Annotated in this window: 17 protein-coding genes; 9 read left to right on the top strand and 8 right to left on the bottom strand. The window is 68.9% G+C overall.

The features are described from left to right. Positions 1-243: 243 nt before the first annotated feature. Both A2790_RS21685 and A2790_RS21680 read right to left on the bottom strand, forming a co-directional pair. The gene (locus A2790_RS21685) at positions 244-672 is read right to left on the bottom strand and encodes a transcriptional repressor (protein ID WP_257817641.1); all 429 of its coding nucleotides are present in this window, start codon (positions 670-672) and stop codon (positions 244-246) included. 61 nt (positions 673-733) lie between these two features. Beyond that, positions 734-1,180 carry a helix-turn-helix domain-containing protein gene (locus A2790_RS21680; protein ID WP_257817642.1) on the bottom strand — a complete coding sequence of 149 codons (447 nt, stop codon included), beginning with the start codon at positions 1,178-1,180 and terminating at the stop codon, positions 734-736. 67 nt (positions 1,181-1,247) lie between these two features. On the opposite strand from A2790_RS21680, the gene A2790_RS21675 reads away from it, so the two are divergent. From A2790_RS21675 to A2790_RS21645, 7 genes are all read left to right on the top strand, one after another. Next, a complete protein-coding gene (locus tag A2790_RS21675) occupies positions 1,248-1,943 on the top strand; it encodes a cation transporter (RefSeq protein WP_293396325.1) in 696 nt (231 codons plus the stop codon). 10 nt (positions 1,944-1,953) lie between these two features. Next, positions 1,954-2,319, top strand: a complete 366-nt coding sequence (locus tag A2790_RS21670) for a hypothetical protein (RefSeq protein WP_293396322.1) — start codon at positions 1,954-1,956, stop codon at positions 2,317-2,319. Positions 2,320-2,367: 48 nt separating this feature from the next. Then, on the top strand, positions 2,368-3,621 hold the full coding sequence (locus A2790_RS21665) for a TolC family protein (protein WP_293396319.1): 1,254 nt from the start codon (positions 2,368-2,370) through the stop codon (positions 3,619-3,621). Then, positions 3,621-4,778, top strand: coding sequence for an efflux RND transporter periplasmic adaptor subunit (locus A2790_RS21660; protein WP_363081463.1), 1,158 nt, complete (start codon positions 3,621-3,623; stop codon positions 4,776-4,778). Before A2790_RS21665 ends, A2790_RS21660 begins: the two co-directional genes overlap by 1 nt. A 5-nt stretch (positions 4,779-4,783) precedes the next feature. Continuing rightward, the gene (locus tag A2790_RS21655) at positions 4,784-7,972 is read left to right on the top strand and encodes a CusA/CzcA family heavy metal efflux RND transporter (protein ID WP_293396313.1); all 3,189 of its coding nucleotides are present in this window, start codon (positions 4,784-4,786) and stop codon (positions 7,970-7,972) included. Next, entirely contained in the window at positions 7,969-8,553 is a 585-nt protein-coding gene (locus A2790_RS21650) for a cation transporter (RefSeq protein ID WP_257817650.1), read from the top strand. Before A2790_RS21655 ends, A2790_RS21650 begins: the two co-directional genes overlap by 4 nt. A 74-nt stretch (positions 8,554-8,627) precedes the next feature. Further along, positions 8,628-9,215, top strand: a complete 588-nt coding sequence (locus A2790_RS21645) for an isoprenylcysteine carboxylmethyltransferase family protein (RefSeq protein WP_257817651.1) — start codon at positions 8,628-8,630, stop codon at positions 9,213-9,215. A 21-nt stretch (positions 9,216-9,236) separates the two neighbouring features. Here A2790_RS21645 and A2790_RS21640 read toward each other — a convergent pair whose 3' ends face one another. The 3 genes from A2790_RS21640 to A2790_RS21630 form a co-directional block, all read right to left on the bottom strand. Next, complete coding sequence (locus A2790_RS21640; RefSeq protein WP_293396307.1) at positions 9,237-9,743, bottom strand: sterol desaturase family protein; 507 nt, start codon at positions 9,741-9,743, stop codon at positions 9,237-9,239. A 402-nt stretch (positions 9,744-10,145) separates the two neighbouring features. Continuing rightward, entirely contained in the window at positions 10,146-10,847 is a 702-nt protein-coding gene (locus A2790_RS21635; protein ID WP_293396304.1) for an AraC family transcriptional regulator, read from the bottom strand. Continuing rightward, on the bottom strand, positions 10,844-11,503 hold the full coding sequence (locus A2790_RS21630; RefSeq protein WP_293396301.1) for a class I SAM-dependent methyltransferase: 660 nt from the start codon (positions 11,501-11,503) through the stop codon (positions 10,844-10,846). The genes A2790_RS21635 and A2790_RS21630 overlap by 4 nt, the downstream gene beginning before the upstream one ends. A gap of 122 nt (positions 11,504-11,625) precedes the next feature. On the opposite strand from A2790_RS21630, the gene A2790_RS21625 reads away from it, so the two are divergent. Together A2790_RS21625 and A2790_RS21620 are read left to right on the top strand one after the other, a co-directional pair. Beyond that, positions 11,626-11,805: a hypothetical protein gene (locus A2790_RS21625; RefSeq protein WP_293396298.1), complete on the top strand. Its 180-nt coding sequence runs from the start codon at positions 11,626-11,628 to the stop codon at positions 11,803-11,805. 52 nt (positions 11,806-11,857) lie between these two features. After that, positions 11,858-12,430 (top strand): SOS response-associated peptidase, encoded by a 573-nt coding sequence (locus tag A2790_RS21620; RefSeq protein WP_293396294.1) that lies wholly within the window; start codon positions 11,858-11,860, stop codon positions 12,428-12,430. Positions 12,431-12,633: 203 nt separating this feature from the next. Here the strand turns inward: A2790_RS21620 and A2790_RS21615 are convergent, their stop codons facing one another. The 3 genes from A2790_RS21615 to A2790_RS21605 all read right to left on the bottom strand — a co-directional run bounded on the left by A2790_RS21615 (position 12,634) and on the right by A2790_RS21605 (position 17,166). After that, positions 12,634-14,118, bottom strand: a complete 1,485-nt coding sequence (locus A2790_RS21615; RefSeq protein ID WP_293396291.1) for a calcium-binding protein — start codon at positions 14,116-14,118, stop codon at positions 12,634-12,636. A gap of 133 nt (positions 14,119-14,251) precedes the next feature. Beyond that, entirely contained in the window at positions 14,252-14,686 is a 435-nt protein-coding gene (gene cueR, locus A2790_RS21610; protein ID WP_257817678.1) for a Cu(I)-responsive transcriptional regulator, read from the bottom strand. Then, positions 14,683-17,166 carry a heavy metal translocating P-type ATPase gene (locus tag A2790_RS21605; RefSeq protein WP_293396288.1) on the bottom strand — a complete coding sequence of 828 codons (2,484 nt, stop codon included), beginning with the start codon at positions 17,164-17,166 and terminating at the stop codon, positions 14,683-14,685. The genes cueR and A2790_RS21605 overlap by 4 nt, the downstream gene beginning before the upstream one ends. Positions 17,167-18,013: the final 847 nt, after the last annotated feature.

The raw sequence follows: 18,013 nt of genomic DNA, 5'->3' as shown, positions 1-18,013 counted from the left end.
GCCCGTCAAAGTCGGACGTGGCCGAACCGTTAGGTCAGACTCACCGCTCCAACCTGGACCATACCGCTTCCATTGGGCAACCGCTTGGCCTCTAGGAAGGTACGGTAGTTGCAGCGCTCAGGAGGCGCAGCGAGCCGGGTCGCTGATCAGGCGATCCGCCCACCTCGCCGTCTTCCTTCGTGAAGCTTTGTGGCTTCCGCTTCATAAGATCGCGCATTCGCAGCCTGCTGTGCGACCGGTCTGCTAGTTCGGCTGCCCTGAGCTGCAGTCGACACAGGCGCCGTGCACCTCCATGACCATCCGCGAGGGCCTGAAGCCGCGGGCTGACGCTGCCGGGAATGCAGCCCCATCCATTCCCACGCCAAGCTCCTCGACGCGCCCGCAGCAGTCACAGATCAGGAACTCTGTCGAACGTCCGTGGGGGTTGGACCCGCAAGCGAGAAAGGCGTTCATGCTCTCGATCCGGTGAACTAGTCCCTGCGCTGTGAGGAACTCCAACGCTCGGTAAATGGTGGGTGGCTTCGCCACAGGTTCCCCGTCGTGCGCATACGACGAGATCAGGTCGTACGCCTTCACCGGGGAGCCTGCCTGCAAGAGCAACTCGTAGGTCCGACGTCGCGACGGGGTCCATCGCTCCCCAGCGACCGCGCAGCGGCGCTCGGCCGCTTCCATGGCAGCCGCAACATCCCTTCGAGCCGCCGTGGAACCGTGGACGTGGGGGCAAGCCGGCATGTCAGGCTGTCTCCAGCCGCTTCGGGGCGGTGTGGTCATGGGTGCAGAGGCTGTGATCAGCGAGGGTTTCGATGACCCGGCACTCGCCCGCCACGCCGTGACAGCCGGCGTCGACCATGCGCTTCAACTCGGACCGCAGCGCCTGCAACTGGGAGATCTTGGCCTCGACCGACGTCAGCTGTTCCGCGGCCAGGGCGTTCGCCTGGTCGCATGCCCGATCCGGATGGTCGGCCAGGTCGAGCAGGGTGCGGATGGCATCCACCGAGAAGCCAAGCTGCCGGGCATGCTTGATGAACGCCAGCCGGCGAACCGCTGCATCGTCGTAGACGCGACGGTCGCTTTCGGTGCGGTCGGGCTCCGGAAGGAGACCGATCTGCTCGTAGAAGCGGATTGTCGGCACCTTCACGTCAGTGGCCTTGGCGAGCTTGCCTATTGTGAGCGCGCTCATGCGTCCTCCTCTGGTCCCTGAAATAGGCGCTTGATCCTCTAGCCACTAGAGGGTGCAGGGTGCCGACATGTCCAGTTGCTCGACCTCTGAGAAACCGGCCGCTGCCGGGTGCGGCTGCGGTAGCCCGGTCGCTTTCGATGGCGCATCGCCGGCGTACAAGCGTGCGCTGCGGGCCGTGATCGCACTCAATGTGCTGGGCTTCGCCGTGGTAGCGGTGGGGAGCTGGCTTGCGGCCTCCGCAGCGCTGGCCGCCAACACCCTGGATTTCGCAGCCGACGCCGCGACCTACGCCCTCAGTCTCTGGGTGATTGGGAAGAGCGTCCAGGTTCGCTCGGGGGCGGCGTTCTTCAAGAGCGCCAGCCTTGCCACGATGGCCGTGGGTATCGTCGGACTTGCGATCTGGCGCGCGGCGACTGGCGCGGCGCCCGAGGGCGGTACGATCTCCGGCCTGGGGCTCTTCGGCGCCGCGATCAATCTTGCGGCTGCGCTGCTGCTGGTGCGCTTCCGGGAGGGCGACGCCAACGTGCGCTCCGTGTGGCTCTGCACCCGCAATGACCTGATCCAGTGCCTCGCCGTCGCGGCAACCGGCGTCGCGGTCATGATTACAGGCTCCCGATGGCCGGACCTGATCGTCGGCGTGCTGCTGGCCGCGGTCTTCCTGCGCTCGGCCTGGCAGATCACGGTGCAGGCGCGCCAGGAACTGAAGGTGGCCGGCAAGGCGGATCTTATAACGCATTCCCGTCCGTCATCGGCCTCGGTATAGGTCCGGCGCGATGGCACGAACCTCACCCTGGTGGCGCAAGGTCGGCATGGCGCTCGCCGCGCTGGTGCTGACCGTGCTCACGCTCGGGCCAGGGCTCGACGGCCTTCTCTGTCGCGATGAGGGCAGCCTCAGCGCCGTGGCGGCTGAGATGCCCATCGCCGATGCCGCCGCCGACCACCTTGATCCGCGGCCCCTCGACGAGCGCCCGGGCATCTGCGTCCACGGACACTGCCATCACAGCGCGCCCTATGTGCCGGCGACCCCGCCCGCGAGCGAGCTTTCGGCGCCGCTGCTGGCGGTCGCCCACCCGTTCGTGCGTGACCGGGTGCCGACCTCCGATCCCAAGTTCGGGCTGATCCGACCTCCCAGAGCCTGACGGTTCGCGCGTTCGCGCGCCCCATCCGTCACGTTCAAGAGGGACACCATGAAACTCGACTTCCGCAGCTCGCCTTTGGCGGGACTGCTCTTGCTGGCCAGCCTCGGCGCAGCCGGCGCCGCCATGGCCGAGCCTGCACCGCCGTTCGCCGCACTGCTGGCGCAGGCGCAGGCATCCGCCCCCAGGCTCGCCGAAGCGCGCGCCAACATCGCCCGCGCCGAAGGGCTCGCCCGTCAGGCGGGCGTCCTGCCCAACCCCACTCTCGAACTCGAGGTCGAGAACTTCTCCGGCTCGGGACCCTTCCGCGGAACCAGCCTGTCGGAAACGACGGCGCGGGTCGGCCAGACCCTGGAGCTCGGCGGCAAGCGCTCCGCTCGGGTCGCGGCCGGTCGCGCCGAGGTCGAGGCCGCGCGGGCCCAGGCCCGGCGTGCGGCAGCGGAGTACGCGTTCGACCTCGCTACGGCCTATGCGGAAGCCGAGGCCTCGGAACGACGCCTTCAGCTGGCTCGCGAGAGCCTGACGCTCGCGGAGGAGGACGCCCGCATCGCTTCGGCGCTTGTCGACGCGGGTCGCGAGGCCGAGCTTCGCCGTCTCCAGGCGCAGGCGGCCGTCCAATCGGCCCAGGCGGCTGTTCAGGCAGCCCAGGCGACGCGCGAGACAGCCTTGGGCGCGCTTACGGCCCTGGCCGGCGCGCCGGCTCCCATCACCTCCATTCCAGCGAGCCTGCTGGAGTCCAGCGCCCCCATCTACCCCGGCGCGACCCCAGCGGCCGCGGCGACCACCTCCTACTTGGCGGCCCAGGCGGAGCGTGAGGCGGCCGCCCGCCGCCTGCGCGTCGAGCGTCGGCGGGCCGTGCCGGATGTGACCGTCTCGATCGGGGTTCGCCGCTTCGAGGAGGACGACGCCTCGGCGCTGGTCGCAGGCGTGTCCGTCCCCCTGCCGTTGTTCGATCAGAACCGCGGCAATATCGCCGCAGCGCGCGCCGAGGCCGCCGCCGCCGAGGCGCGGCTCGACGCGGCTCGCCTGGAAGCCGAGTCGGCGGTGCGCACGAGCGCGGCGCGCACCGCGGCGGCGGAGAGCCGTCTCAGCGCCGCGCGCCAGGGCGAGAGCACCGCACTGGAAGCCTACCGTCTCGCCCGCATCGGATACGAAGCCGGTCGCCTGCCACTGACCGAACTTGTCGCCGCACGCCGCGCGCTCGCCGAAGCGCGCGAACAGACCATCGCAGCCGCCGTCGAGCGGATCAGCGCCCAAGCCGCCGTCGCGCGGCTGAGCGGCGTCGCTACCCCTGGAGAACAATGATGAAGACCGACGATAAGCGTCTCTACGGCGCCGTCGCGGCGGCCGTCGTGCTGGCCGGTGTCGGCGGCTTCGCGCTGTCCACCGTGATCAACCGTCCTGAAGCTCCCGTCGAAGAAGAGCACGCGGAGGAGGGGGAGCACGCCGAAGGTGGCGGCTCCGAGGTCAAGCTCACCCCGCAACAGGCGAGCGCCGCTGGCATCGCGGTGGTCACCGTCTCGCGCGGCGGAGCCGGCGACCTGCGCCTCACCGGGCGCGTGGAAGCTTCCCCCAGCGCCCGCGCAGCCGTTGCCGCTCCTGTGTCTGGAGCTGTGCTCCGCGTGCTGGTCGCGCCCGGCTCCAACGTTGGCGCCGGCGCCGGTCTCGCCGTGATCCGGAGCGCCGAAGGCGCCGCGGTCCGGGCCGAGTCCGTGGCAGCCGGCGCAGAGGCCGAAGCCGCTCGGGCGGCGCTCGCGCGGGAAGAGCGTCTGTTCAAGGCGGGCGTCACCGCTCGACAGGACTTCGATGCGGCGCGAGCCGCGTCGGCCCGGGCCAGCGCCGAGGCGGTCTCCGCCAGAGCCAAGGTGGCTGCGGCTGGAGGACCCGGCGTCTCGGGCGAGACCTTCGTCCGCAGCCCCATTGCGGGGATCGTGACGGGTCTGCAGGTCGCGCCCGGCGGCTTCGTCAGCCAGGGTGGGGCGGTCGCCGAGGTGGCCAACCCCGCCCAGGTTGAAGTGGTATTCAACGCCCCGGCGGAAGCCGCCGCCAAGCTGCGCGTGGGCGCGCCGCTCAAGGTCATCGGCTCCGACGGGGCGGAAGCCGACGCGGTCATTGTCGGTGTCGCCCCGCTGGCGCAGGGCGCCACCGGAGCCGCCGTGGTCCGCGCGCGCCCGAGCGGCGGGCGCCTGACGCCCGGCGCGGCCGTGAGCGCCGCCATCTCGACGGAGACCGGCGGCTATCCGACGGTGCCGTCGGAAGCCGTGCAGACCGTGCAGGGCCGCTCCGTCGTGTTCGTGGCTGAGGACGGCGGGTTCCGGGCCCAGTCCGTAACGCCCGGTCGCTCTGGAGCCGGCTTCACCCAGATCGTGCAAGGGCTGAAGGGCGGCGAACGCATCGCCGGCCGCGGCGCCTTCGTCCTCAAGGCCGAGCTCTCCAAGGGCGAAGCCGAGCACGAGGACTGATCGCCATGCTGAGCAAACTCGTGGCGCTCTCCGTGCGCCATCGCATCCTCGTCGTGCTCGTCACCGTGCTGGTGGCCGCTTTCGGCGTCTCCGAACTCTTCCGGCTGCCGATCGACGCGGTGCCGGACATCACCAACAAGCAGGTGCAGGTCACCACCATCGCGCCCGCGCTGTCGCCGGAGGAAATCGAACAGCGCGTCACCTTCCCAGTGGAGACCGCACTCGGCGGCATCCCCGGTCTGCTGGAGACGCGGTCCATCTCGCGGAACGGCTTCAGCCAGATCACCGCCGTCTTCCAGGACAGCACCGACATCTACTTCGCCCGGCAGCAGGTGAACGAACGCATCGAGGCCGTGCGCGAGGATCTCCCGTCCGACGCCCGGCCGGAGATGGCGCCGATCACCACCGGGCTGGGCGAGGTCCTCATGTGGACGGTCGAGTTTCGGCCGACGAAGGGCGCCCGCGCCGGTGTCCCGGGTCCGCAGCCAGACGGGTCGTACCTCACGCCCGAGGGCGAGCGGCTGGTCACGGAGCGGCAGAAGGCGACGTACCTGCGGACTGTGCAGGACTGGATCGTTACGCCCCAGCTGCGCACCACGCCGGGTGTCGCCGGCATCGACACCATCGGCGGCTATGTGAAGGAATACGCCGTCCGTCCCGACCCCGCACGCCTGTCGGCCTACGGCGTCGGCCTCAATGAGCTGGTGGAGGCGGTGGAACACGCCAACACCGTGGCGGGCGCGGGCTATGTCTCCCGCGGCGGCGAAGCCTTTGTGGTGCGCGCCGACGCGCGCGTCACCTCCCTTGCGGACCTCGCCTCAGCGCCGGTGACAAACCGCAACGGCCTGGTCGTGCGGGTGTCCGACGTGGCGCAGGTCGAGCTTGGGCAAGCCGTACGGCTGGGCGCGGCGCAGGAGAATGGCGCCGAGGTCGTTATCGGCACCGCCCTCATGCTCGCCGGCGAGAACAGTCGAACGGTGGCCCAGGCGGTCAGCGAGCGTCTCGAGGCGATCGCGCCCTCGCTGCCGCCGGGCGTGGCGGTCAAGGAGGTGCTGAACCGCACCGACCTCGTGGACCGCACCATCCGCACCGTCCAGACGAACTTGGCCGAGGGCGCGCTTCTGGTTGTGGCTGTGCTCTTCTTCCTGCTCGGGAATGTGCGGGCCGCCATCATCACCGCCCTAGTGATCCCGTTGGCCTTCCTGTTCGGCGTGATCGGGATGAACCGCTTCGGCGTAAGCGGAAACCTGATGAGCCTCGGCGCCCTGGACTTCGGCCTGCTGGTCGACGGCGCTGTGGTGGTGGTCGAGAACACGCTCACCCGCATGGGTCTGCGGCGCGAGACCGAAGGCCGCGACCTCACCTTGCCCGAAAGGCTGGAGGAAGCGGCGGCTGCGGCCAAGCAGATGGTCAGACCCGCGGCCTTTGGCCAGGCGATCATCCTGCTGGTGTTCGCCCCGCTGCTGGCCCTGGAGGGGGTCGAGGGCAAGATGTTCCAGCCGATGGCCGCGACAGTCATGCTGGCGCTCGCCGGCGCCTTCGTGCTGACCTTCACCTTCGTGCCGGCGATGACGGCCTTGCTGGTGAAGGCGCCGGCCACGGCCCACGAAACCAAGGTTGAGAAGCACGCCCGCCGCTGGTTCGAGCCGGCGACGCGCTGGGCCGTGGCCCGGCCGATGTCGGTGGCCGCCGGGGCTGGCGTCGCCGTGGTCATCGGCCTCCTGACCTTCTTCGCCCTCGGGCGGGAGTTCATCCCCACGCTCGATGAGAAGGACGTGTTGGTGCAGGCGTTGCGCGTGCCTAGCGCCTCGCTGGAGCAATCCATCGAAATGCAGGCCCGGCTCGAAAAGACGCTCATGCGCGTCCCTGAGGTCGCGCTGGTCTTCTCCAAGACCGGCACGGCGGAGGTCTCTACCGACCCGATGCCGCCCAGCATCAGCGACACCTTCGTGGTTCTGAAGGACGAGAAGGACTGGCCTGACCGCAGCCTCTCCAAGGCCGAGGTCGTGGAGAAAATCGAGAAGGCGGCCGCCACTCAGATCGGCAACGCCTACGAGATCACCCAGCCGATCCAGATGCGGTTCAACGAACTCGTCTCAGGTGTCCGGTCCGACGTCGCGGTGAAGGTTTACGGCGACGATTTCGCCGAGATGGAGCGCACCGCCAACCAGATCGCCGACGCGCTGCGCAAGACCCGCGGCGCGGCCGACGTTCGGGTGGAGCAGGTCTCCGGCCTGCCAATGATCACCGCCGAGGTCGACCGGGCCGCCGCCGCCCTCTACGGGCTGCACGCGGCGGACGCGGCGGACGCCGTGCAGATCGCGCTCGCCGGCCGCGAGGCAGGCCGCGTCTTCGAAGGCGACCGGCGGTTCGACGTGGTCGTGCGCCTGCCTGACAGCGCCCGCAACGATCTTGCGGCTGTCGCCCAGACCCCGCTCGCCGTGAACGAAGGCGCGAGCTTCGTGCCGCTCGGCTCCGTCGTGCGGTTCCGGGAAGGCGAGGGGCCCAACCAGATCAGCCGGGAGAACGGCAAGCGGCGCATTGTCGTGCAGGCGAACGTGCGCGGCCGTGACCTCGGCGGCTTCGTGGGTGACGCCCAGACCGCCGTCGCCGGTGTCCAGCTGCCGGCCGGAGTCTGGCTGGATTGGGGCGGTCAGTTCGAGAACCTGCAGCGGGCCGAGGCTCGGCTGGGCCTGCTCGTCCCTGTGGTCTTCGTCCTGATCGCGGTGCTGCTGTACTTCGCCCTCGGATCGGCCGCCCAGGCCGCCCTGGTGTTCGCCTGCGTGCCCTTGGCGCTGGTCGGCGGCGCCCTGGCGCTCCTGTTGCGCGGCATGCCCTTCTCCGTCTCGGCCGCGGTGGGCTTCATCGCCGTTTCCGGCGTGGCCACGCTGAACGGCCTTGTGCTCATGCAGGCCATTCGAGAGCGGCTCGGCGCTGGACTGTCGCCAGACGAGGCGGCCGTGGAAGGCGCGATGCAGCGGCTGCGGGCGGTGCTCACCACGGCGCTCGTTGCGATCCTCGGCTTCATGCCCATGGCCATCGCCCACGGCGCCGGCGCCGAGGTGCAGAAGCCGCTGGCGACTGTGGTGATCGGCGGGTTGCTGACGGCGACCCTCCTGACGCTCGTGGTTCTGCCGGCCTTCGCCGGGCGGGCGCTGGCGCGTCGCCGTAAACTCGTGGAGGCGCCCGCATGACCGAGTTCTCCGCTCAGGACCACGCGCAGCGACGCACGCTGCTGGTGGTGCTCATCCTCAACGCGCTCCTGTTCGTGGGCCTGGGCGTCGGCGGTCTCCTCGCCGACTCCAGTGCGCTTCTCGCCAACGCCGCGGACAACGCCTCGGACTCGGTCGTCTACCTGCTGAGTTTCCTGGCTGTCGGCCGGGGTTTCCTCTGGAAGCAGCGGGCCGCGCGGCTCTCCGGCATTCTGCTGCTGGTGTTCGCCGGGGCCGTGATCCTCGACGTCGGGCGACGCTGGCTGTTCGGGGCCGAGCCCTTCGGCGTGACGATGATGGCGATGGCGCTGGTCGCCGCGGCGATCAACCTCCTCTGTCTGGTGCTGATCCGCCGCGCGCAAAGCGACGACGTGAACATGCGCGCCGCCGAGACCTTCAGCTTCAACGACTTCGCGTCGAACGGCGGCATTCTCGTCGCCGGGGGGCTGGTGATGTGGCTGGACCAGGCTTGGCCGGACCTCGTCGTCGGCGTGGTCGTGGCGATCATTGCGGTGAAGGGCGGACTGGAAATCCTCGAGGACGCCAAAGCGGACGAGACCTAGGCGCTAAGGTGAAGCTAACCGCTTGATCCTCTAGTCTCTGGAGGACTTAGCCAGTGAGGCGAGGAGATCTCGCCATGCACATCGCCTTGTTCCTGTTCTACGTCCTGTTCTTCGCCGCCGCGTTCGTCTGGCCCACCTGGCGGCTCTGGCGCAGGGACGGCGTGAACGCGCTCGTCCTTCCGCGCGACGACAGTCCGCACGGCCTGGTCGGAAACTGGTTCCGCGTGGTGCTCCTGGCGCTGTTTGCCGGCTTGGCCGCGGTCGCCCTCGGCCTCCCAGCCGAAGTCCTGGGCCCCCTGGCATGGCTGCAGGCTGACGCCGTGCGAGGCCTTGGCTGGGCCATCCTGCTGCTCTCGCTCGCGTGGATCGTGTTGGCGCAGCGGCAGATGGGCCGCTCCTGGCGCATCGGGATCGACACGCGGGGCCAGCCGCCGCTCGTGAGGACGGGTGTCTTCGCCATCTCGCGCAATCCCATCTTTCTGGGCATGCGGGTCAATCTGCTGGGCCTCTTGCTAGCCTTTCCCAATGCGATGACGCTGTCAGCCTGTCTGCTCGGGGAGGTGCTGATGCAAGTCCAGGTGCGCTTGGAGGAGCAACACCTTGAGCGGGAGCTCGGGGAAGCGTACGGCGCCTATCGCTCGAGTGTTCGGCGCTGGATCTGACGCAGTCTCAGCGCCGGACGGCTAGCTTCGGAAGGGCTCGGTCAGCTGCCGCAGATACGCCTGCGGATAGTCCGGCGCGCCGGCGACGCCGATCTCGCCGTCGCGCGGCGTTGGGCGGCCGGTAACAAAGGTGCCGAGCAGGCGGTCGGTTAGGGTCGTGAAGAGCCCGAAGTTGACGTCGCCGTCCGACTTCGAGGCCAGATGATGATGCCGATGTCCCGGCGCGACCGCCCAAAACTGGACGAGCGACCCGATCCGCATGTCGATGTTCGCGTGCTGGAGCATCACCTGGATCGCCGCCGAAAAGCCGAGCAGGGCGGCTACGTCCATCTGCAGCCCGATCAGCAGCAGCGGAGCTGTGCCGGCCACTGTCTCGACGGCCTGATGAAGCGGGTGTTTCATGAGGCCATTGAAGCCGTACATGCGGGTGACGCTGTGATGCACGGCGTGAAGTCGCCACAGCGGCGCCCCCTTGTGGCTCGCGAAATGCGCCAGCGTAATGCCCACGTCGGCGACAAGGATCGCCATGGCGAGCTGCGCCCATAGAGGCCAGGCTTCGGGCCATATGCCGGCGCCGGGGGAGAGACCCGCCAACAGCGGAACCGCGGCCACCGACAAGGCGGCGCTGCCTTCGTTGACGACTGCATGCAGGCCATCCCGGCCAAAGTCTCCTCGGTCCCGGTTCCAGATCGGCTCGTAAGTACGAGGCGTTCAGCCAGGAAGACGGTCGCAATGGCGCCTAGGAGCAGCGGAAGCAGCAGCCACTTCGATTGACCGTGCGCGACGAGCAGGACAGCCGCGCCGATGAAGCCGAGGAAGAAGGCGGGCGCGAAGCCGTAGCGGACGAGCGTGCGAGCGAGCGACATGGGACACCTCCAGGCTCGCCAGGGTGGCCTGGAGCGGATGCCCGGGTCTTGAAGCGATCGACGGTCAGCCAAGGGCGGCGCGGGCCATCCCAGGCGTGACCCCGAACATCCGGCGCATAGTCCGCGCGCAATGCGCCTGGTCGGCGAAGCCGCCCGCCAGGGCGGCTTCGGCCAGGCTGGCGCCGGCGGCGATCTCCCGCCCGGCCCGCTCCAGCTTCCGCCAGACGAGCCAGGTGGAAAGCGGCAAGCCCAGCTGCTCGCGCGCCAGTTCGCGCAGCCGCGACTCGGAGACCCCGCAGCCACGGGTGGCCTCCGCGATGGAGAGGGCTGGATCACGGGCGAGACGGTGCAGCACCTCGTCTACGCGCGGATCGAGCGTGCGCTCCGCACCGGGGAACGTCGCCTCCAGCGCTTCCAGCCAGGCTTCGGGCGCCCCCGCGGCATCGAGGGGCTGGAGCACCGCAGCCGGCGCCAGTTCGACGGCTTCGGGCCCCATGAGGTCGAGAAGGCTGAAGGCCAGCGGCGCCTGGGGCTCAAGGTAGATCAGCCCGACGGGGGCATGGCTGGCGATGGCGTGCGCGGCGCCGGGCCGGATCAGGAACCCCGGTCCCTCGCAGACCTCGTCCCCCTCCAGCCTGAGCCGGATCGACGCGTCGAGCCCGAAAGCCAGTTGCAAAGCCGCGTGGGCGTGCAGCGTGTTGTCGGCGGAGGGTCCGCGGTAGGCGGCCCATGCCGGACCGAACACGAATCCGCCGTCCCAGCTCATGCGCCGGCCTTCGCCCCCGCATAGACGGAGATGGAGCCGGTCGGCGTCGGCGTGACGCTCAGCTCGGCCACATCGTGGAACCCTGCCGCAGCCATTAGCTTCGGAATCTCCCCGTCCTTGTTCGCGCGCGTGTTCTCGTACCCGTCCAGCGCCCGCACCTGGCGGAACAGCATGCTCATCAGCGGCGTGCGCTGAAGTCCATAGTCGGCGATTAGCAGACGCCCGCCCGGCTTGAGCAGCCGGTAGGCGTTGGCCAGCAGGCCCTCCTTGGCCGCCTGCGAGCACTGGTGCAGCACGAGCGAGGAGATGACCTTGTCTGCGACACCACCGCCCAGGACCGGGGTCTCGCCGGCCCCCTGCAAAAGTTCCACCTCCTGTCCCGCCGCCGCGATCTTCGCCCGCGCGATGGCGAGCACCTCGGGGTCTGGATCGACCCCGATGACGCGGCAGGCCGGGGCGGCTTGCTTGATGAGCAGGGCCATCGAGCCGGTGCCCGCGCCAAGATCGACGATCGTCTCGCCCGCGGCCGGCGCCAATGCCGCCAGGAGCCGGGCGCGCCAGCGACGCTCGCGCGTCATGATGGCGATCACCTGATCGTATTGGGATGTCAGCTCGGGCCGGCCGAGCGCCGGGGTGAACTCGCGGGGCTCTGTCATCCGCCGATCATCCGGCGCTCGCCCGACGTGTCTTGAATGGATCGCCGACGGCAGACGATCTAGATTGCGGCGAACGCGAATGGCCCACGTTCGCCATCTCGCTCGTGCCCGAAGGAGCCACCATGAACACGCTGCTGAAATCCGCGCTCGCTGCTGTCCTGCTCAGCGCGGTCTCCGCGGGTGCGGCCCTCGCCGCTGAGGACTGCTGCTGCAAGGACAAGCAGGGCAAGATGACCTGCTGCGAAAAGAAGGGGGAGGCCGCGCCGACCGCGCCGGCGCCGGCCCCGCAGCACCAGCACTGAGCCTCCAGACGGGGCCGTGCGACCTCTGTCGCGCGGCCCGCGTTAGGCATAGATGTGCAACGACTATCGCTACACCCAGCCGCCTGACACCCTTCGTGAAGAGTTCAGCCAACTGAAGATCCCGCTACGCTTCGCGGGCGACGCGACCCCGAACTACCCGCCTTACGACGACATCCGGCCCAACCAGACCGCGCCGATCATCCGCGGCGGCCCGGAGGAGGTAGAGCTCTCCGTCACGCCGTGGGCTTGGAAGTCGTCCAGCGGCAAGCCGGTGTTCAACTTCCGCTCCGAGGGCCGCAGCTTCGCCAAGAGCGACCGCTGCTTGATTCCATCGGACGGCTTCTACGAGTTCACCAAGCCGGACGACCCCAAGCAGCGGCTGAAGGACAAGCACCTGTTCACCCTGGCCGGAGAGCCCTGGTTCTGGATCGCGGGGCTGGTGAAGGAGGGCGCCTTCGCCATGCTGACCACTTCGCCGGGGCCCGACATTGCGCCGTACCACGACCGGCAGATCGTGGTCCTGCCGCGAGCTGAAGGTCTCGAGTGGCTCGACCTCAGGAAGCCGGAAGCGGAGATTCTTCGCCCGTTGCCGGAGGGCAGCCTCACCCACGAGCAGGTGCGGTAAGCGCCTGGTGAGCACGGCGGAATGACTGGCGACAGCGGGCTGCCGGACCTCAGCTACGGCCGCCGAGATCGAGATGGGGGGGCGCGGCCAGGACGCGCGGCCACTGGATCTTGAGCCTTGAGAATGCGTTCGCGCGTCGCCATGCATCGCCTCGCCGCCCTTGGGACGACGAGGCGACGATCTGAGAGGCAAACCCTGGCAGCTTACGCCGGGAAGATCCAATCCGAGCCGGCGGTGCTGATCCCCGGTACGAAGCCGGGCTCGTCGATGAACATGAAGTCGCTCTGCCGGAGATCGGCCCTGAACACGCCCAGCAGCAGGACGCCGCCTTCCGGATCGGCGTCGCGGTCTGTGTTCCAGGACACGAACGCCCCTTCCGCGCGATCCACGACGGACACCTGATCCGGCCGGATATCGCGCAGCGCGAGGTGGTCGAACGCGCCCTGCGCCTCACCGCGGACTTCCATATCGGTGATCACGTCGAAGCCGCTGTGCGGATCGACGATGAAGGCGTCGGCCCCCGTGCCGCCGGTGATGGTGTCGTTGCCCATGCCGCCTTCGATCATGTCGTGGCCGGCGCCAGCGTCGGTCGAGTCCGCGCCCTCCATGCCCATGATGTCGTCGACCATGGCGCCGCCGGTCAGGGTGTCGGCGCCCATGCCGCCATCGAGGCGATCCATGCCGTCGCCGCCTTCCAGTTGGTCGTCGCCCGCATCACCTTGCAGTACATCGTCACCGCCAGCGCCCAGCAGAGTGTCGGCGCCGTCCCGACCGAAGATGTTGTCGACGCTTTCCCCGCCGGTCAGCTGATCGGCTTCCCGCTCGCCGACGAGCACCTGGTAGGTTTCGTCGCCCGTAAAGGTGAGCGCGACATCACCATCCCGCATCGCGGCGTCGGCGGCTTGGTCGAAACGCTCGCCTGGCAGGTCGCCGTGCCTGGGGTCCGGGCCTTCAACGCTGGGTGTGGGCCGCTCGGGAGTGGGCGCCGTCGCCGGCCGCGAGGCGGGCGGAAGGTCCGGCTCCTCCGCGAACATGAAGTCGTCCTGCGCGAGATCCGCCTGACGCACGCCCTCCAGCAGCACGGAGCCGCCCTGCCAGCTGACCCGCACACCCGCAGGGGTGTCTTCGAAACTCAGGTCTTCCCACCGAAGGTCTCGCAGCGCGAGGTGGTCGAACATGCCGGGACCCGCGGTGAAGTCGCGGATCACATCGTTGCCGCTGGTGGGGTCGACCGCGAAGGCGTCGGGTCCGAGCCCGCCGACCAGCGTGTCGTCGCCCATCCCGCCCTCGAGATCGCCGTGGCCGGCGCCCTCGTCCAGGTAGTCGTTGCCCATGCCGCCCATCAGGGCGTCAGCGTCCCTGCCGCCAAAGAGCCGGTCTCCGTCCATGCCGCCCGTGAGCCGGTCAGCGCCGTCGCCCCCGCTGAGGGTGTCGGCGCCGGAGTCGCCATAGAGCACGTCGTTTTCGCGGTCCCCGTTCAGCAGGTCGTTGCCGCCAAGTCCCCAGAAGTGATCGCGGTCGCCGCGTCCGACGAGGGCGTCGTTCCCCTCATCCCCGATCGAGACCTGATAGTCGTAGCGCTCGCGACCGGCATCGAAATCGAATGTTAGACCGTCTTGGGCGAGATACTGACTGGCCAGCTCCTGGATGGGAACATCCCTCCAGCCATGGGATAGTTTGTGTGACATTGGCCGTTCCTGCGCAAGATTACAGCGATGGGAATGTTTCTCCCCGCAACAACGGGTGAGCGATCCGTCAACTCTGTATTGAAGCTCGCAGTTCCGAGTTTTGTCAGTTCGCCTGTCTCTGCCGCAGCTAAGCTTATCGCGCTCTTGCCTTCACTCGCTCGAGCGGCGTGGTCGGCTCGGCCCCGGCCGTCAGGTCGGCAAGGATGGGGCAGTCCGGACGATCGTCGCCGGCGCAGCAGTGCGACAGGTGCCGCAGGGTGTCGGCCATGGCCTGCATTTCGGCGATCCGGGCGTCGAGATCGGCGACGTGCCGGTCGGCGATCGCCTTGACCTCGCGGCTCGGCCGCTCGCGATCCCGCCACAGCGACAGCAGTTGCGTGATCTCGTCCATCGAGAAGCCGAGACTACGCGCGCGCTTGATGAAGCGAAGCTCGTTGATCTGGCGGGCGTCGTACTCGCGATAGTTGGAGTCGGTCCGGCTCGCGGGGCGCACCAGGCCGATCTCGTCGTAGTAGCGGATCATCTTGGTGGTGACGCCCGAGGCCTTCGAGGCCTGACCGATGTTCATGGCCGTGCTCCTTGCAAGGCGGCGTCGCGGAAGCCTCGCAGGCGAAGCGCGTTCGTCAGGACGCTGACGCTGGACAGCGCCATGGCGCCAGCGGCCACCATCGGGGACAGCAGCAGGCCGAAGGCGGGGTAAAGGGCGCCGGCGGCGACGGGGATCAGCACCACGTTGTACCCGAACGCCCAGGCGAGGTTCTGGCGGATGTTCCGCAGCACCGCACGGCTGAGCGCGATCGCCGTGGTCACGCCGCGCAGGTCGCTGCGCATCAGCACCACGTCGGCGCTCTCGATGGCGATGTCTGTTCCGGCCCCCATGGCGATCCCGACGTCGGCGCTCGCCAGGGCCGGGGCATCGTTCACCCCGTCGCCGACGAAGGCCACGCGACCATAGCGCTGCTGAAGGTTCTTCACGGCGGCGACCTTGCCATCGGGCAGCACCTCGGCAACCACCTCGTCCAAGCCGAGCGCCGCGCCGACTGCCTGCGCGGTGCGCCGATTGTCTCCGGTGATCATCACCACCTTCAGACCCGCTGCGTGCAGCATCGCCAGGGCCTCGGCCGTGGTGTCCTTGATCGGATCGGCCACGGCGAGGATGGCGGCGAGCTCGCCGTCGACCGCCGCGTAGATCGGCGTCTTAGCCTCACCCGAGAGGCGATCCGCGTCGGCGGCGAAAGCGGCGACCGAGACGCCGAGTTTCGCCATGAAGCGGTCCGCGCCGACCTGGATCCGCCGGCCATCGACGAGCGCTTCAGCGCCGAAGCCGGGAAGGGCCTCGAAGCTGGACGTCTCGGGCAGCTGCAGGCCGCGGGCTTGGGCCGCCTCGACGATCGCCTGGGCGATCGGATGTTCCGAGCGGCTTTCGACCGCCGCCACCAGGCGCAGGAGATCGGACTCCGCGAATCCATCCGTGACGCGGACATCCGTCAGGACCGGCCGACCGAGCGTCAGTGTCCCTGTCTTGTCGAAGGCGACCGCCTGGACGTCGCGCAGGCTCTGCAGGGCCTCGCCACGGCGGAAAAGGACGCCCAGCTCCGCGGCGCGGCCGGTGCCGACCATGATCGAAGTGGGGGTCGCCAGGCCCATGGCGCACGGGCAGGCGATGATCAGCACCGCCACGGCGTTGACCAGCGCGAAGCTCAGCGCCGGGCTGGGGCCAAAGACCAGCCAGGCGGCAAAGGTCAGGACAGCGCCGACGATGACAGCCGGCACGAACCAGCTGGTGACCTTGTCGACGAGAGCCTGGATCGGCAGCTTGGCGCCCTGGGCGGCCTCCACCATCCGCACGATCTGGGCGAGCAGGGTGGCTGCGCCCACCTTGGTGGCGCGGAAGCGGAAAGTCCCGGTCTTGTTGACCGTGCCGCCAACCACAGCGGCGCCCGGACCTTTCTCGACCGGGATCGGCTCGCCCGTGATCATGGATTCATCGACGTAAGAGGCCCCGTCCAGGACCTCGCCGTCCACCGACACCCGTTCGCCCGGCCGGACCACGACGATGTCGCCGACCAGGACCTCGGAGACGGGAACCTCGAGGACGACGCCCGCCCGCTCCACGCGCGCGGTCTTCGCCTGCAGCGTCATCAGACGCTTGATCGCCTCGCTCGTGCGGCCCCTCGCCTGGGCCTCGAACAGGCGTCCGACCAGGATCAGGGTGACGATCACGGCGGCGGCTTCGAAATAGATGTGGTTGGCTCCGGCCGGCAGCAGCCCGGGCATGAAGGTGGCGACGGTCGAATAAGCGAACGCGGCCGTCGCGCCGAGCACCACCAGGGAATTCATGTCCGGCGTGCGCCGAACGAGGTTCGGCACGCCCTTGCGATAGAAGCGCAAGCCCGGACCGAACAGCACGAAGGCGGCCAATGCGAAGCTGATCAAGCGCCAGGGCTGCTCGCCGATCGTGCTCGCCAGAAGATGGTGGGCGCCGGGCACGAAGTGGCGGCCCATCTCGACCAGAAACAGCGGGATCGTCGCCAGGGCGGCGAGGCCCACCGCGCGCTTCAAGCCCCGGATCTCCGCCGCGCGCGTCTCGCGTTCGCGATCGGAGAGGTCCGGGCCGGCTTCGACGATCGGGGCGGCGTGGTAGCCGGCCTTCTCGACGGCGGAAACGAGGGCGGCGATATCAGCGCCCTCGAGCACGGCAACTGTGGCGCGCTCCGTAGCCAGGTTGACCTGCGCTCGCAGCACGCCCGGCGCGGCGCGAAGCGCCCGCTCCACCCGCCCGACGCAGCTAGCGCAGGTCATGCCCTCGATCTTCAGCTCGAGGGTTCGTTCAAGCGGCTCGTAGCCGGCCTTGCGGATCGCTTCGACGACGGCCTCGGTTTGACCGTCGGGCGTGAGTTCCACGTGGGCGCGCTCGGCGGCGAGGTTGACCGAGGCGCGAACGACGCCAGGGACGGCTGAGATCGCCTTCTCCACGCGGCCGACGCAGCTCGCACAGGTCATCCCCAGGACGGGAATCTCCAGCGGCTGAAGGATTTGTGCGGGCATTGGCAGCTCCTCAAGGACGATGCCCAACGCAGATGGACCTTCCCATGATAGGAAGGTCAAGCGCGAGAATTCAGGCCGTCGGCTGCGACCGCGCGCCGTCGGAACTTGTTTCTGATACGCGCCAAGAGGGGCCTGCCCCTCGGCGAACGGCAAATGGTAAAGGGGGCGCGAGCAGATCCTCACGCTCACGACATACCGAGGCGTCGGCGGCGTTACAGTTGCGGATCACCGAGATGCTCGGTTGACCAGCCACAAACACCCGCAGGACGCTCGGCTTACAGTTCTGGCCACCCTTTACGAGCGGCGATCTCCTGGCGCAGAACGGGGCAGGGCTCTTCGAAGCGGCGTGGCAGCGCGGCTTGCGTGGAGTGCGTGGTCGACAGCGAGCGTCACGGGCCGATCTGAGCGTCCTTGTTGCGTGTTCACCGCTTGGTCCAAAGACAGCATCTGGATCCGCCAGCGCTCACCGACATCGTCGCGAACGTGGCCTTAGGCCGCTCAGCGGCATCTACCTGGCCGCGTCCTAACCGCCAGCGTGAGCGCTACAGCTCGCCCTGGCGAGACCGTGGCGCTGACCCCGGCGTGCGACATCGCTGCTATCGCGTATACGCGGGTGGTCGTCGAAAGGTTTATCGCCCTCGGCGGCGCCGCCCAGGGATTGAGACGGCGCCGCTCTCCCTAGCGAGGGTCAGTGGACCGTTGCCAAGAGACTATTTGCCTAGCAGCTGGCGGCACTGCGCATGGCTCATGCCCATGGTGTTCACCGCCCCAGTCTTATCCGACGAATGGCTGTGCGTGGCCCCTTCGCCCATTTCTAGCATCTTTTCACAAGCCGCTCGCTGCTCAG

It is taken from the genome of Phenylobacterium sp. RIFCSPHIGHO2_01_FULL_69_31 (assembly GCF_001824475.1).
In the GTDB taxonomy this organism is placed as follows: Bacteria; Pseudomonadota; Alphaproteobacteria; order Caulobacterales; family Caulobacteraceae; genus Phenylobacterium.
Note: the sequence above shows the minus strand (reverse complement) of the source record. Positions and strands in the feature narration are given on the sequence as shown.

Coding starts and splice junctions, on each gene's coding strand:
- A2790_RS21605 (WP_293396288.1), bottom strand. CDS start 17,166: ATGCCCGCACAAATCCTTCAGCCGCTGGAGATTCCCGTCCTGGGGATG.
- A2790_RS21630 (WP_293396301.1), bottom strand. CDS start 11,503: ATGACAGAGCCCCGCGAGTTCACCCCGGCGCTCGGCCGGCCCGAGCTG.
- A2790_RS21670 (WP_293396322.1), top strand. CDS start 1,954: ATGGCACGAACCTCACCCTGGTGGCGCAAGGTCGGCATGGCGCTCGCC.
- A2790_RS21635 (WP_293396304.1), bottom strand. CDS start 10,847: ATGAGCTGGGACGGCGGATTCGTGTTCGGTCCGGCATGGGCCGCCTAC.
- cueR (WP_257817678.1), bottom strand. CDS start 14,686: ATGAACATCGGTCAGGCCTCGAAGGCCTCGGGCGTCACCACCAAGATG.
- A2790_RS21665 (WP_293396319.1), top strand. CDS start 2,368: ATGAAACTCGACTTCCGCAGCTCGCCTTTGGCGGGACTGCTCTTGCTG.
- A2790_RS21655 (WP_293396313.1), top strand. CDS start 4,784: ATGCTGAGCAAACTCGTGGCGCTCTCCGTGCGCCATCGCATCCTCGTC.
- A2790_RS21625 (WP_293396298.1), top strand. CDS start 11,626: ATGAACACGCTGCTGAAATCCGCGCTCGCTGCTGTCCTGCTCAGCGCG.
- A2790_RS21615 (WP_293396291.1), bottom strand. CDS start 14,118: ATGTCACACAAACTATCCCATGGCTGGAGGGATGTTCCCATCCAGGAG.
- A2790_RS21685 (WP_257817641.1), bottom strand. CDS start 672: ATGGAAGCGGCCGAGCGCCGCTGCGCGGTCGCTGGGGAGCGATGGACC.
- A2790_RS21645 (WP_257817651.1), top strand. CDS start 8,628: ATGCACATCGCCTTGTTCCTGTTCTACGTCCTGTTCTTCGCCGCCGCG.
- A2790_RS21675 (WP_293396325.1), top strand. CDS start 1,248: ATGTCCAGTTGCTCGACCTCTGAGAAACCGGCCGCTGCCGGGTGCGGC.
- A2790_RS21650 (WP_257817650.1), top strand. CDS start 7,969: ATGACCGAGTTCTCCGCTCAGGACCACGCGCAGCGACGCACGCTGCTG.
- A2790_RS21620 (WP_293396294.1), top strand. CDS start 11,858: ATGTGCAACGACTATCGCTACACCCAGCCGCCTGACACCCTTCGTGAA.
- A2790_RS21680 (WP_257817642.1), bottom strand. CDS start 1,180: ATGAGCGCGCTCACAATAGGCAAGCTCGCCAAGGCCACTGACGTGAAG.
- A2790_RS21640 (WP_293396307.1), bottom strand. CDS start 9,743: ATGGCGATCCTTGTCGCCGACGTGGGCATTACGCTGGCGCATTTCGCG.
- A2790_RS21660 (WP_363081463.1), top strand. CDS start 3,621: ATGAAGACCGACGATAAGCGTCTCTACGGCGCCGTCGCGGCGGCCGTC.